This window comes from Actinoplanes sp. G11-F43 (assembly GCF_050589265.1).
Taxonomy (GTDB): Bacteria; Actinomycetota; Actinomycetes; order Mycobacteriales; family Micromonosporaceae; genus Actinoplanes.
This window is the reverse complement of the sequence record NZ_JBNZCE010000015.1, coordinates 335,944-348,422: the sequence shown is the minus strand read 5'-3', so window position 1 is coordinate 348,422 and position 12,479 is coordinate 335,944. Positions and strand designations below refer to the sequence as shown.

Sequence of the window (12,479 nt, the reverse complement as noted above, 5' to 3'; positions counted from 1 at the left end):
GCGTGGAGTTCATCGCGGTCAACAACTTCGGCGACACCCGATCGGGCGGCCTGGCCGGCCCGATGGGGTTGTTCCTCATCATCCTGATGTGCATAGCTACGGTTCTGTTGATCCGCAACATGAACAAGCGCATTCGTCGGCTTCCCGACAGTTTCGAGGTTGTCGGCCAGCGTGAGCGTGTGGCGGAGATCGCCCGGACCGGTGACGGTTCCGGTTCCTCCGCCGCTGCCGCGCCCGCCGAGGTCGAGGCCGATCGATCGGCGGTCGCCACGCAGGCAGAGGATGCCGAGGTGGCGGGCGTGCGCGAGGAGCAGACCGGATCCGCGGCGGGCGGTGGCCCGGAGCGGGCGTGACCGTTTCCGCCCCCGCCCCTCCCGGGTGGTTTGGCACTCGGAACGACGAGTGTGTCCGTCTCGGCCCCGTCAAGCCCTGTTGCGTTCATCGCGATTGATTTAGCCTTCCGCCGGGGACTGCTCAATCCCTGGACCCTGCGCGGAAGGGGGCGCCGACATGCACACTGTCCGGCGCAAACTCTCCGTGACTGAGATGCACGTGCAGACAGATGTGCACCGGGTCGTGCACGGTCGGGCGGCCTCGTGACTTCCCTCAACGGCTGGGTGAAGAGTCCCCGGCCGGTCCGGATCCTCACCGTCGCCGTGGTGATCGCCGCGGCCGCCGCGGTGGTCCTCGGCGCCCTCCAGCCGGTGCCCGAGGTGACCGGCCGCCCGCTCTCCCCGGTCGACGGCGTCTGCGTCGCCGCGGTCCTCGCCGCCATCGCCCAGCTCGCCGGGCTCCGGTTCCGGCTCGGGCCGGACGCGATCTCGGTCAGCTGGGCCGAGGCCGCGGTGGTGGTCGGGTTCGTGGTCGCCCCGGCCGGCTGGCTGCCCGCCGCCACCCTGGCCGGCACCGGCGCCGCCTGGCTGCTGCTGGCCTGGCTCACCGGGCTGCGCAACGCCGCCGAGATAGTGCACCTGGTCGCCTCGATGACACTCGGCGTGGCCGGCGCCGCCCTGGTCACCTCGATGCTGGCCGGGGACGTCCCGGTGCACAGCGCCCGGCTCCCGCTGGCCCTCGCCGCCGGCGCCGGCACCTACCTCGCGATCACGTTCGGGCTCGTCGTGCTCACCCTGATGCTGCACCGCGACGCCCAGCCCGGTCAGATCGCCGCCCGGGTGCTCTACGCCAAACTGCCGATGTCGATCGGCAACGTCATCGTCGGTGTGCTGGCCGTCTACGCCCTGGTCCGGGAACCGCTCTGGCTGCTCGCCTTCGGCCCGGTGCTGTGGCTGCTGCACCGCACCTACCGCTTCCACCTGCGCGCCGCCGAGGAACGCCGGATGTGGGAGGCCTTCGCGGCCGCCACCGCCCGGCTGCCCGGCACCAGTGAGGCCGAGGTGGCCCGCGCCGGGATGCTCGGCGCCCTGGACGTCTTCGGCGCCCGCCGGGTCGAGCTGGAGGTCCGCACCGGGCACGGCCGCCGGCGCTACGCCCAGGACGGCCCCGGCCTGGAGGGCGTCACCGGCACCCGCTCCGGCCCGGCGATCACCCGCGGCATGACGGTGGCCGGCCGGCCGGTCGGCGAACTCACCGTCTGGCTCGGCGAACCCGGTCTGCCGGTCCCCCGGGACGAGGCGGCCATCGCGGCGTACGGCGAGGCCCTGGCCACCGCCCTGCGCGACGCCGCCACCCACCAGCGCATCGCCGACCTGGACTCGGCCGCCGCCCACGACCGGGTGCACGATCCGCTCACCGGGCTGATCAACCGGTCCGCGCTGGGCTCCGAGGGCGACCCGCTGCTGCGCTCCCTGGACCGCGGCCAGCACGTCGCCCTGCTCCTGCTCGACGTGGTCGGCTTCCGCGAGGTGAACAGCACGCTCGGGCACGCCGCCGGCGACGAGGTGCTGCGGCTGATCGGCGGCCGGCTCACCGGCCTGGCCCGTGGCGGGGAGCTGGTCGCGCGGACCGGCGACGACGAGTTCGCCCTGCTGGTGCCGGTGGCCACCCTCACCGACTCGGCGGCCTGGCAGCACGGCGAGCCCAGTCCACTGCCGACCGCCCTGCGCCGGGCCCGCGAGATCGTCGAACAGCTCCGGCTGCCGATGGAGGTGGCCGGGGTCCGGCTCTCCATCGAGGTGACCGTCGGCGTGGCGGTCTGCCCGGCCGGCGAGTCCGAGGTGGACGAGCTGCTGCGCCGGGCCGCACTGGCCGTCGGCGGGGCCAGGGAGCTGGGCACCACCGTCGGGACGTACGACAGCGGCCGGGACGCCAGCAGCACCGACCGGCTGGCCCTGCTCGCCGACCTGCAGGACGCGTTCGCCGCCGACGACCAGATCCTGCTGCACCTGCAACCGGCCGTCGACCTGATCACCGCCGAGCCGACCGGGGTGGAGGCGCTGGTCCGCTGGCGGCACCCGCGGCGCGGGCACCTGTCACCGGCCGAGTTCCTGCCCGCGGTGGAGCGCAGCGAGCTGCTGATCCCGTTCACCAGGCGGGTCCTGGACCTGGCCCTGGCCTCGGCCGCGGACTGGACGGCCAGCGGGATCGAGGTGCCGGTCTCGGTCAACGTGTCGGCTCGCAGTCTCACCGACCCGACCTTCCCGGCGCAGGTCACCGAAGCGCTCCGCCGGCACCGTACCCCCGCGTCCCGCCTGGTCCTGGAGATCACCGAGTCGGTGGCGGTCAGCGAGCAGGAGATCGTCGACGAGGTGCTGGCCCGGTTGCGCGCCTCCGGGGTGCAGGTGTCGCTGGACGACTTCGGCACCGGGTTCTCGTCGCTGTCGTCGGTCACCCGGATGCCGGTCGACGAGATCAAGATCGACCGGTCCTTCGTGATCGAGATGATCGACTCGGCGGCGGCCGGCGCGGTGGTCCGCGGGGCGGTCGAACTGGGCGCCCGGCTCGGCGTGCGGGTGGTGGCCGAGGGCATCGAGACGATCGAACAGCGGGCCGCCCTGATCGCGCTGGGCTGCCCGAACGCGCAGGGCTACCACTTCTGCAAGCCGATGCCCGCCGACAAGATCGTGCAGGCGCTGTCCCAACTGGCCCGGACCGCCCCGGCCAACGTCACCCAGTTGCGTACCGACGAGGTCTCCTGACCGGGGTCAGCCCTCCACCCACCCGGAGTCCCGGCAGGCCTTGAGCAGCGCCTCGGCGGCTGCCTTCCACTCGGTGTCGTCACCGGCGGTCCGGCCCAGCCCACCGGCCCGGTCCTCGACCGCCTCGTTGTCGGTCCGGGACGACGCGGTGGCGGTGCGATCGGCGAGCGCCAGCCGGGCGGTCCGGGACTTCGCATCCGGATAGTCCTCAGCGAACCCGTCGCAGGTGGTCTTCGCCACCTCGTCGAGCGGGCCCACCGCCGCCGGCTCCTCGGAGCGGTCCCGATTGCCCATCACCAGCACGACCACCACCGCCACCGCGGCGATCGCCAACCATTTGACCCGTCCCGGCATCTTGAGCTTCACCCCCGCAGGCTAACCAGGACGGCTCCGGACCGCCGGTTTCACTCATCCCTTCCGGGCACCCCGCCCGGCCCGGCCGGACGAGGCTCCTTCAAGATCGCTAGACGCCTCCCCGGAAGGACCCCATTGAGTACGCCCACCACGCCGCAACCGAACACCGGTGCCGGGCGTCTGATCTTCGGCCTGTTCTTCCTCGTCCTCGCCCTGTCCCACCAGCTCGCCGGCAACATCACCCACCCGGTCTCCCGGCTGCTGGACCTGCTGATCTTCGGGGGCGGCGGGGTGGCGCTGATCCGGTGGTGGCACCTGCGGCGAACCCGGTTCCCGCTCCAGTCCGGACCGCCCGGCCGGGTGCTGACCACCGGCTTCCTCGGCCTGATCTGCTCCTTCGCGGCGATCGACATGCTGATCGGCGAGGACAGGCGGGCGGACGTGGCCCGGGGGTACGGCCTGGTGGCGCTCGTGTTCCTGCTCCTCACCTGGGTCCAGATCCGTGGAGCGAAACGGCGCCGGGCCGAAACGGCGTCACCGATCGCCGTCCCGGCCGCCACCGGCTCCGCCGGCCTCCGATCCGCTGACCCTCCTTCCCAGGACGCGGGGACCGCTGAATTCCTTCATGAGGACGCGGGGACCGCTGAACTTCTTCGTGAGGACGCGCGGACCGCCTGGGCGTACCGGAGCTATCTCGCCCGTCGGGGCGCCGAAGGCGTCAGCCCTCTGGTGGGGGAGCGGCTGCTGGCCGCCCTGGAACCCGGCGACCACGCCGAACTCATCCTCGACGCGGTCGCCGACGAGGTCACCGACATGGCGGTCGCCGCCGCCTGGGGCCGGGACGACGCCGAACCGGCTGTCGCCATGCGCACCCTCCGGAAATGGGTCCTGGTCGACCGGCGCGAAGGGGAGACGATCGTCGCCGACGGCGAGGTGGACCGGGGCGTGTCGCGGACGGCCGCCCATCCGGAGCCGGGCTGGGCGGTCACGCTGGAGGCGCCGGACGAGACGCTGTTCACGATGAAGGTTTTCGTCGGTGGGGCCGTCGAGGAGGCGGTTCTGGAGGGCGGGGCGGGCGCGTACATCAAGCGGATCCCGGAAACCGGGAGCGTCCCGCCGATGCCGGCCACCGCTCCCACGCCGGCGGTGACCTCCGCGGCCTGGCGAAGCGCCGAGGAGATCGCCCGGACCCACCTCGAATCCCTCGGCTTCACCGCGACCGGGGTCGAGGCCGGAGACATCCTCGCGAAGGACGCGGTGGCCCGGGTGCGGATGGCGGCCCTGCCGGTCGACGCGGCAGCGGTGCGGCAGTTGCGCGACTCGGCGACCGGCAGCCCGCTGTTCTATGCGACCTCGGGGTACACCGGCGAGGCGATCGCGGCCGCCGGCGAGACCGGAGTGGCGCTCTTCGAGATCGGGCCGGACGGTGCGGTGACCGGGGTCAACGAGCCGGCGGCGCGACTGGCGGCCGCCGACGTCCCGGCCTACACGGAAGCCGTCACCGCCCGGATCCGCGGTGCCGTGGCCGCCACCGGCCTGGAACGGTTCCAGCACGCCGAGCGGTATCCCGGCCAGTGGGAGCGGTCGATGGGTTATCTACGTCAGGCACTGGCCAACCTGGACGAACGCCCGGAGTCCTTCCCGTCACCCCGGGCCGCGATGGTCTACCACCACCACACCGAACTGCTCGCGCACGTGTTCTTCCAGGAGTTCGGCATCCCGTACCCGCAAGGTGGCGTCCCCGACCTCACCGGAGATCTCGACTCCTACTACTGAGCAGGACCCGGCGGATCAGGTCGTCGACGAAAGCCCCGTCGAGGATGGCGCGCAGCCCGCTCGTCCCGGTGCCGTAGAGCCCGCGCCGCGGGTCGTGCACGACCTAGTGTCGTGAGAGGGTTTGGGCATGGCCAATCGTCTTGCTCGGGCGACCTCGCCCTACCTTCTGCAGCACAAGGACAACCCGGTGGACTGGTGGCCCTGGGGTGCGGAGGCGTTCGAGGAGGCTCGACGGCGGGACGTGCCCGTGCTGATCAGTGTGGGGTACGCCGCCTGCCACTGGTGTCATGTGATGGCTCATGAGTCGTTCGAGGACGACGGGATCGCGGCTCAGCTGAACAGCGCGTTCGTGGCGGTCAAGGTGGATCGGGAGGAGCGGCCGGACGTCGACGCCGTCTACATGACCGCCACCCAGGCGATGACCGGGCAGGGTGGGTGGCCGATGACGGTGTTCGCCACGCCGGACGGGGCGCCGTTCTTCTGTGGCACCTACTTTCCCAAAGGGGACTTCGCGCGGCTGCTCACCTCGGTCACCACCGCCTGGCGGGACCAGCGCGCGGACGTGATCGCGCAGGGGGCCGCGGTGGTGCAGGCGGTCGGCGGGGCGCAGCTGGTGGGTGGGCCGACGGCGCCGATCTCGGCGGAGCTGCTCGCGACCGCGGCCACCGGGCTGGCCGGGGAGCAGGACGACACCAACGGCGGGTTCGGTGGGGCGCCCAAGTTTCCGCCGCACATGAACCTGCTGTTCCTGCTGCGGCACCACGAGCGGACCGGGTCGGCGGAGGCGCTGGAGATCGTCCGGCACGCCACCGAGCGGATGGGCCGGGGTGGCATCTACGACCAGCTGGCCGGTGGGTTCGCCCGCTACTCGGTGGACGCCACGTGGACGGTTCCGCACTTCGAGAAGATGCTGTACGACAACGCGTTGCTGCTCCGGTCGTACACCCAATCGTGGCGTCTCACCGGGGACGCGTTCGCCCGCCGCATCGCTGATGAGACGGCCGCCTTCCTGCTGCGTGATCTCGGCACCCCGGAGGGCGGCCTGGCCTCCGCACTGGACGCCGACGCCGAAGGGGTGGAGGGCTCCACCTACGCGTGGACACCCGGGCAGCTGACCGAGGTGCTCGGCGACGAGGACGGCGCGTGGGCCGCCGACCTGTTCCGGGTCACCGCCGAGGGCACCTTCGAACACGGGAAGAGCGTCCTGGTGCTGGGCCGGGACATCGACGAGGCGGATCCGGTACTGGTCGAACGCTGGCGGGACGTCCGGCGACGGCTGCTGGCCGCCCGGGACTCGCGCCCGCAGCCGGCCCGCGACGACAAGGTGGTGGCCTCCTGGAACGGGCTGGCGATCACCGCACTGGCCGAGCACGGCCTGCTCACCGGGGACAAGACGACCCGGGACGCGGCGGTCGCGCTGGCCGAGACGCTGGCCGGGCGGCACCTGGTCGACGGCCGGCTGCGGCGGGTCTCCCGGGACGGTGTGGTGGGCGAGCCCGCCGGGGTGCTGGAGGACTACGGGTGTGTGGCCGAGGGGTTCCTCGCCGTGCACCAGGTGACCGCCGGGGCGCGCTGGCTGGACCTGGCCCGGCAGCTGCTGGATGTGGCGCTGGCCCGGTTCCGGACCGCCGACGGTGGGTTCTACGACACCGCCGACGACGCGGAGAAGCTGCTCACCCGGCCCGCCGACCCGACCGACAACGCCACCCCGTCGGGGGCTTCGGCGATCTGCGCGGCGTTGATCTCGTACGCGGCGCTGTCCGGGGAGACCTCCTACCGGGAGGCGGCCGACACCGCGCTGGCCACTCTGGGGCCGCTGATCAGTGGGCATCCACGGTTCTCCGGGTACGCGTCGACGGTGGCCGAGGCGGCGCTGGCCGGTCCGTTCGAGATCGCGGTAGCCACCACCGATCCGGCGGATCCGCTGGTGGCCGAGGTGTACCGGCGGGCGCCCGGCGGATCGGTGATCGTGGTGGGGGAGCCGGATCGCAGTGGGGTTCCACTGCTGGCCGATCGGCCTCTGCGGGACGGCGCGGCCACGGCGTACGTCTGCCGGGGGTTTGTCTGCGACCGTCCGGTGACCGTACCGGCGGACCTGGATTTTGGGGTTGAACTGGGGCGTCGCTAGGCTGGCCTGGCGATGGATAACCGAACCGGTCTGCCCGTAGTCGGCATGGTGGGGGGCGGCCAGCTGGCCCGGATGACCCACCAGGCCGCCATTTCCCTCGGCCAGTCACTGCGTGTGCTCAGTGAGAAGCCCGATGACAGTGCCGCGCTGGTCGCGGCGGACGTCCCGATCGGCACGCACACCGATCTCGCGGCTCTGCGTGAGTTCGCGAAAGGTTGCGACGCCGTCACCTTCGACCACGAGCATGTGCCGACCGAGCACATCGAGGCGCTCGAAGCCGAGGGTGTGAAGATCTTCCCGGGGTCGAAGGCGCTGGTCTTCGCACAGGACAAGGGCCTGATGCGGGAGCGCCTGGCGTCGTCGGGGGCTCCGGTTCCGCGCTGGGCGCGGGTCACCACCGGGGCGGAGATCGAGACCTTCGCGGCCGGTTCCTGGCCCGTCGTGGCCAAGGCCACCCGAGGTGGGTACGACGGGCGCGGCGTCTGGATGGTCGGCTCCCGTGAGGCCGCCGACGATCTGGTGTCGACGGGTGTCCCGCTGATCGTCGAGGAGAAGGTCGGGCTCCGCCGGGAGCTGGCCGCACTCGTCGCCCGGTCCCCGTTCGGGCAGGTCGCGGCCTACCCGGTGGTGGAGACGGTGCAGCGGGACGGCATCTGCGTCGAGGTGATCGCCCCGGCCCCGGGGCTCTCCGACGAGCTGGCCCTGGAGGTGCAGCAGCTCGCCATCGATCTGGCCAACGAGCTCGGTGTGGTCGGCCTGCTGGCGGTCGAACTGTTCGAGACCGCCGACGGCATCGTGGTGAACGAGCTGGCCATGCGCCCGCACAACTCCGGCCACTGGACCATCGAGGGGGCCCGGACCTCGCAGTTCGAGCAGCACCTGCGGGCCGTGCTGGACTATCCGATGGGGTCGACCGCGCTGGCCGCGCCGGTCGTGGTGATGGCGAACGTGCTGGGTGGCGAGCCCGGTGGCATCAGCATCGACGAGCGGCTGCACCACCTGTTCGCCGAGGTGCCGGACGCCCGGGTCCACCTGTACGGCAAGCAGGTCCGGCCGGGCCGCAAGATCGGGCACGTGACGGTGCTCGGCGACGATCTGGAACAGGTGCGGGCGCGAGCCGCGCGCGCCGCGAAGTGGCTTCAGGAAGGCGTTTGATGTCCCCGCGCGTCGGCATCATCATGGGCAGCGACTCGGACTGGCCCACCATGGAGGCGGCGGCTGTCGCGCTCGCCGAGTTCGAGGTGCCGTTCGAGGTCGGGGTGGTCTCCGCGCACCGGACGGTGCGCAAGATGGTCGACTACGCCGAGTCGGCGGCCGGCCGGGGCATCCAGGCGATCATCGCCGGGGCCGGTGGCGCCGCCCACCTGCCGGGCATGGTGGCCGCGCTGACCCCGCTGCCGGTGATCGGTGTCCCGGTGCCGCTGAAGCACCTGGACGGGATGGACTCGCTGCTGTCGATCGTGCAGATGCCGGCCGGGGTGCCGGTGGCGACGGTGTCGATCGGCGGGGCGCGTAACGCCGGGCTGCTCGCGGTGCGGATCCTCGGCGCCGCGGATGCCGGGCTGCGCCAGCGGATGACCGACTTCCAGGCCGGCCTGGAGAAGATGGTGGCCGAGAAGGACGCGGCGCTGCGCGGGAAGCTGATGGGCTAATTCTTCGCCCCCCGTGATCCCCGCAGGATGTAGTACCCGGCGCCGGCCGTGAAGACGGCGAGCGCCGGGATCCAGGCGAGTGGGGCGGTGGACGGCTGGACCGGCCACGCCCAGATCTCGGCCGGCCCGCCGGTGCGGGGCGGCCGGGCGGCGTAGACCGCGCAGATGTAGCCGAACGCCGGCAGCCAGGCCAGCCGGGCCCCGATCAGGGCGGCGGCCCCGGCGATCAGCCCGATGCAGCCGAGGGTGTTGCGCAGCAGCCCGGCCGGATCGCAGGCGCGGGACGCGGCCAGCACCTCGCCGACCCACTGTTTCTGGGCGGCCTCGGTCCGGGTCACCGGTTTCCCGGTGGGCCGCCCCTCCAGCCAGGCGATGGCGTCACCGGTCACCTGCCAGGTGGTGTCGAAGGTCTGATCGGGGCAGCGGCCCTCGTTGAAGATCTGTCCGAAATTGCTCACGATCCAGTCGGGCCTGGCGAGGCGGCCGCTCAATGTCGCCTGACCGAGGAGGGAGAACTCCAGAGCCCCGGGATCGCGGGCCGGCTCCTGCACCGCCCGGGTCGGCGCGCCAGGCACTCCCGCCAGCCGGTTCATCCCCGGTGCCAGCGCGGCGGCCACCGCCGGGAGCATGAACGCGTGAGCCCTGATCACACAGATCTCCGGGCCGGCCGAGGTGCAGACCAGAGCGGTCGCCCCGGCGTCGGTGCCCGGCTCGGACGGCGGCGGCACCACCAGCAGAGCCGAGGCCAGCACACCCGGCACCACGGCGGACCGCCAGTTCCGGGCCGCCAGCGTCAGCATCAGCACGGCCAGCGCGATCAGCCAGCCGACCTGCCAGGCGTGGAACCCGGCCGGCCAGACGTCCGCGGGCCGGGCGTAGGGGAGCACCGGGGAGGCGGCCGACCATCGGGTGCCGTCCAGATACATCGGCACACCCAGCGCCACATAGGTCACCACCCCGGCCACCGGAGCCACCACCCGCATCGGCAACAGCCGGCCCACCAGCACACCGAGTGCCGACGCGGTGCCCAGCGCGACCACGGCGGTCACCACGATCCACCACCAGCCGGTCCCGGTCCAGGTGGCCCGCACACCGGTCAGCACGGCCGCGACCGCCAGCGGCGGCACCAGCCCGGCCAGCCCGGCCACGGTCACCGCGGCCCAGGCGGTCACCATCGGCTGCCACACCGGCCGGGGCAGGGACGACAGCAACTCCGCCAGTTGCCGGCGGCGCTCCCGGCCGGCCTGCCACGCCCCGGCGGCGACGAAGAGCGGACCGAGGATCAAGAGCGACACCCGGAGGTACGTGGCCAGCCCGGTCCACTGGCCGACCCACCCGTCCTGGTGCACCAGCAGCATCCAGGTCATCGCCGCCATGGTGAGCAGGAAGGCCAGCGGTGGTGTGCCCCGGCGCAGCTCGGTCCAGAGGATCCGGCCGGTCACCGGGCCGCCCGCAGCACAGCGGTGTACCCGCGTTCGATGGCGGAGTCACCGGCATCACCGTCGCCGCCGGCCGCGGCCAGTCGCTCCGGTGTGCCGGTGAAGACCAGCCTGCCCCCGTCGACCAGGCCGACCCGCTCGCACGCCACCGCGACGTCCTCCACCAGGTGTGTACTGACCAGCACACACGCGTCCACGCCGAGCTCCCGCAGCAGAGCCCGGAACTCCAGCCGCTGCTCCGGGTCCAGCCCCGCCGTCGGCTCGTCCAGCAGCAGCAGCCGCGGATCGTTGACGATCGCCTGCGCGATCCCGGCCCGGCGCAGCATCCCCCCGGACAGCGAACGCATCCGGTCGTCGGCACGGTCCAGCAGCCCGACCCGCTCCAGCGCCCGGTCCACCGCCACCGGGATCCGGCCGGCCGGCATCTCCTTCAGCCAGGCGAAGTACTCCACGAACTCGCGCACCGTGAATCGCGGGTAGAAACCGAAGGTCTGTGGCAGATAGCCGAGCTGACGGCGTACCGAACGAAGGGTCTTGTCGTCGTTGATCGTCGATCCGAGCAACCGCACCCCGCCGCTGTCCGGGCGGGTCACCGTGGCAAGCACCCGCATCAGGGTGGTCTTGCCCGCCCCGTTCGGGCCGAGCAGCCCGTGCACACCGGTGTCCAGCGTCAAGGTCAGCCCGTCCAGGGCGACCCGGCGGCCGTAACTGATCCGGATTTCCTCGACCGCGACCGTCACCGGCGTGCCTCCCGCGTCTTCCGCACGAACATCACCACAGCCGCCGCGACCAGCACCGTCAGCCAGGCCGGGGACGCCGTCCAGCCGACCAGCTGGGCACCGCTCTCCCGGCTCCACAGTGTCGCGGTGACCAGCAGGAACCAGCACCCGGCCACCACCGAGGCGGCCGGCACCGGGCCCACCGGCGAGGCCAGCGCCAGCGTCGTCGCGGTCAGCGCCAGCGCCGGCAGCAGCCAGACCGCCGGCACCCCCAGACCGGAGACCAGCCCACCGGCGCCCGTCACCGGCAACGAGACGGCCAGAACCGACAAGGTGCGCCACAGGATGATCCGGAGACCGCCGTACGCGCTGGAGGCGACCATCTCGTACAACGGATCGGTGTGCCGCCCGTAGGAGACGGCCGTCCCGAGCACCGGCAACAGCGGAGCCACCAGCAGCAGCATCCAGTGCGGCACTGTGCCGGCCGGCTGCGTCGCCACCAGCAGGGTGAGCGCGACGGTCACCGCCACCGCGGAGAACCAGGCCAGCCGGGCCTGCGGACCGGCCCCCAGCAGCAGCCGCACCCGGCGCGCCGGAGTGGGCCGGCGCACCCGGCCCTGCACCGGCAGAACCGTCGGCGCGCCCGGTACCGCCGGAGTCGCCGGCACCCGCGACCGGCAATCCCGGCAGGAGTCCAGATGGGCCTCCACCGACCAGGCCGCCGGTTCGCCGAGCCGGTCCTCGGCCCACGCCCGCAGATCACCGTCGGCGACATGGAATCCGGTCATGAGAGTGCCTCCCGCAACTGACGCCGGGCCCGCATCGCGCGGGTCTTCACGGTTCCCTCCGGCACGCCCAGCAGGACGGCGGTCTCCCGGACGCTCAGACCGTCCAGCACCGTCGCCCGCAACACGGCCCGCAATTCGGGGGAGAGCTGCTGCAACGCCTCGACTACCGCGGAGTCCCAGACCCGGGTGAGCGCCTCGTCCTCGGCCGACGGATGCCGCCCGGGCACCTCGTCACCGGCCGCCACGACGGTGCGCGGGCGGACCGCGGCCCGGCGCTGGGAGTCGATCAGGCGGCTGAGCGCGATCGACCACAGCCAGCCGGCCGCGTCCGCGCCACCCCGGTATCCGCCGGCCACCCGCCACACCGCCAGGAACGTCTCCTGGAGCAGCTCGGCGGCCAGCTCCGGATCGGGGCAGCGGCGGCGCAGGCGCACCGACAGCCACGGCGAGTGCGCGCGGTAGAACGCCTGGAAGACGGCCCGGTCCCCGGCCGCGATCCGGCGCAGTGCCGCGTCGTCCCCGCCCATC

At 72.8% G+C, this 12,479-nt stretch carries 11 protein-coding genes; 6 read left to right on the top strand and 5 right to left on the bottom strand.

The window, feature by feature from the left end; translation table 11 throughout:
- Positions 1-2: 2 nt before the first annotated feature.
- Together ACQ0O7_RS18135 and ACQ0O7_RS18130 are read left to right on the top strand one after the other, a co-directional pair.
- Positions 3-353 carry a hypothetical protein gene (locus tag ACQ0O7_RS18135; RefSeq protein ID WP_430783273.1) on the top strand — a complete coding sequence of 117 codons (351 nt, stop codon included), beginning with the start codon at positions 3-5 and terminating at the stop codon, positions 351-353.
- A 243-nt stretch (positions 354-596) separates the two neighbouring features.
- The gene (locus ACQ0O7_RS18130) at positions 597-3,095 is read left to right on the top strand and encodes a putative bifunctional diguanylate cyclase/phosphodiesterase (protein WP_430783272.1); all 2,499 of its coding nucleotides are present in this window, start codon (positions 597-599) and stop codon (positions 3,093-3,095) included.
- 6 nt (positions 3,096-3,101) lie between these two features.
- On the opposite strand, the gene ACQ0O7_RS18125 is transcribed toward ACQ0O7_RS18130, so the two are convergent.
- Complete coding sequence (locus ACQ0O7_RS18125) at positions 3,102-3,461, bottom strand: hypothetical protein (protein ID WP_430783271.1); 360 nt, start codon at positions 3,459-3,461, stop codon at positions 3,102-3,104.
- 123 nt (positions 3,462-3,584) lie between these two features.
- Between ACQ0O7_RS18125 and ACQ0O7_RS18120 the strand changes: the two genes are divergently transcribed.
- The 4 genes from ACQ0O7_RS18120 to purE all read left to right on the top strand — a co-directional run bounded on the left by ACQ0O7_RS18120 (position 3,585) and on the right by purE (position 9,005).
- Entirely contained in the window at positions 3,585-5,225 is a 1,641-nt protein-coding gene (locus ACQ0O7_RS18120) for a hypothetical protein (RefSeq protein ID WP_430783270.1), read from the top strand.
- Positions 5,226-5,352: 127 nt separating this feature from the next.
- The gene (locus ACQ0O7_RS18115; RefSeq protein WP_430783269.1) at positions 5,353-7,353 is read left to right on the top strand and encodes a thioredoxin domain-containing protein; all 2,001 of its coding nucleotides are present in this window, start codon (positions 5,353-5,355) and stop codon (positions 7,351-7,353) included.
- A 12-nt stretch (positions 7,354-7,365) separates the two neighbouring features.
- Positions 7,366-8,508, top strand: coding sequence for a 5-(carboxyamino)imidazole ribonucleotide synthase (locus tag ACQ0O7_RS18110; protein WP_430783268.1), 1,143 nt, complete (start codon positions 7,366-7,368; stop codon positions 8,506-8,508).
- Complete coding sequence (gene purE, locus ACQ0O7_RS18105) at positions 8,508-9,005, top strand: 5-(carboxyamino)imidazole ribonucleotide mutase (RefSeq protein ID WP_430783267.1); 498 nt, start codon at positions 8,508-8,510, stop codon at positions 9,003-9,005. Before ACQ0O7_RS18110 ends, purE begins: the two co-directional genes overlap by 1 nt.
- On the opposite strand, the gene ACQ0O7_RS18100 is transcribed toward purE, so the two are convergent.
- From ACQ0O7_RS18100 to ACQ0O7_RS18085, 4 genes are read right to left on the bottom strand one after another with little or no spacing between them, the layout of a single operon-like run.
- A complete protein-coding gene (locus ACQ0O7_RS18100; RefSeq protein WP_430783266.1) occupies positions 9,002-10,447 on the bottom strand; it encodes a hypothetical protein in 1,446 nt (481 codons plus the stop codon). The two genes, purE and ACQ0O7_RS18100, sit on opposite strands and share 4 nt — an antisense overlap.
- On the bottom strand, positions 10,444-11,184 hold the full coding sequence (locus tag ACQ0O7_RS18095) for an ABC transporter ATP-binding protein (RefSeq protein WP_430783265.1): 741 nt from the start codon (positions 11,182-11,184) through the stop codon (positions 10,444-10,446). The genes ACQ0O7_RS18100 and ACQ0O7_RS18095 overlap by 4 nt, the downstream gene beginning before the upstream one ends.
- Positions 11,181-11,951: a zf-HC2 domain-containing protein gene (locus ACQ0O7_RS18090; protein WP_430783264.1), complete on the bottom strand. Its 771-nt coding sequence runs from the start codon at positions 11,949-11,951 to the stop codon at positions 11,181-11,183. The genes ACQ0O7_RS18095 and ACQ0O7_RS18090 overlap by 4 nt, the downstream gene beginning before the upstream one ends.
- Positions 11,948-12,478, bottom strand: coding sequence for an RNA polymerase sigma factor (locus ACQ0O7_RS18085; protein WP_430783263.1), 531 nt, complete (start codon positions 12,476-12,478; stop codon positions 11,948-11,950). Before ACQ0O7_RS18085 ends, ACQ0O7_RS18090 begins: the two co-directional genes overlap by 4 nt.
- Position 12,479 lies beyond the last annotated feature (1 nt).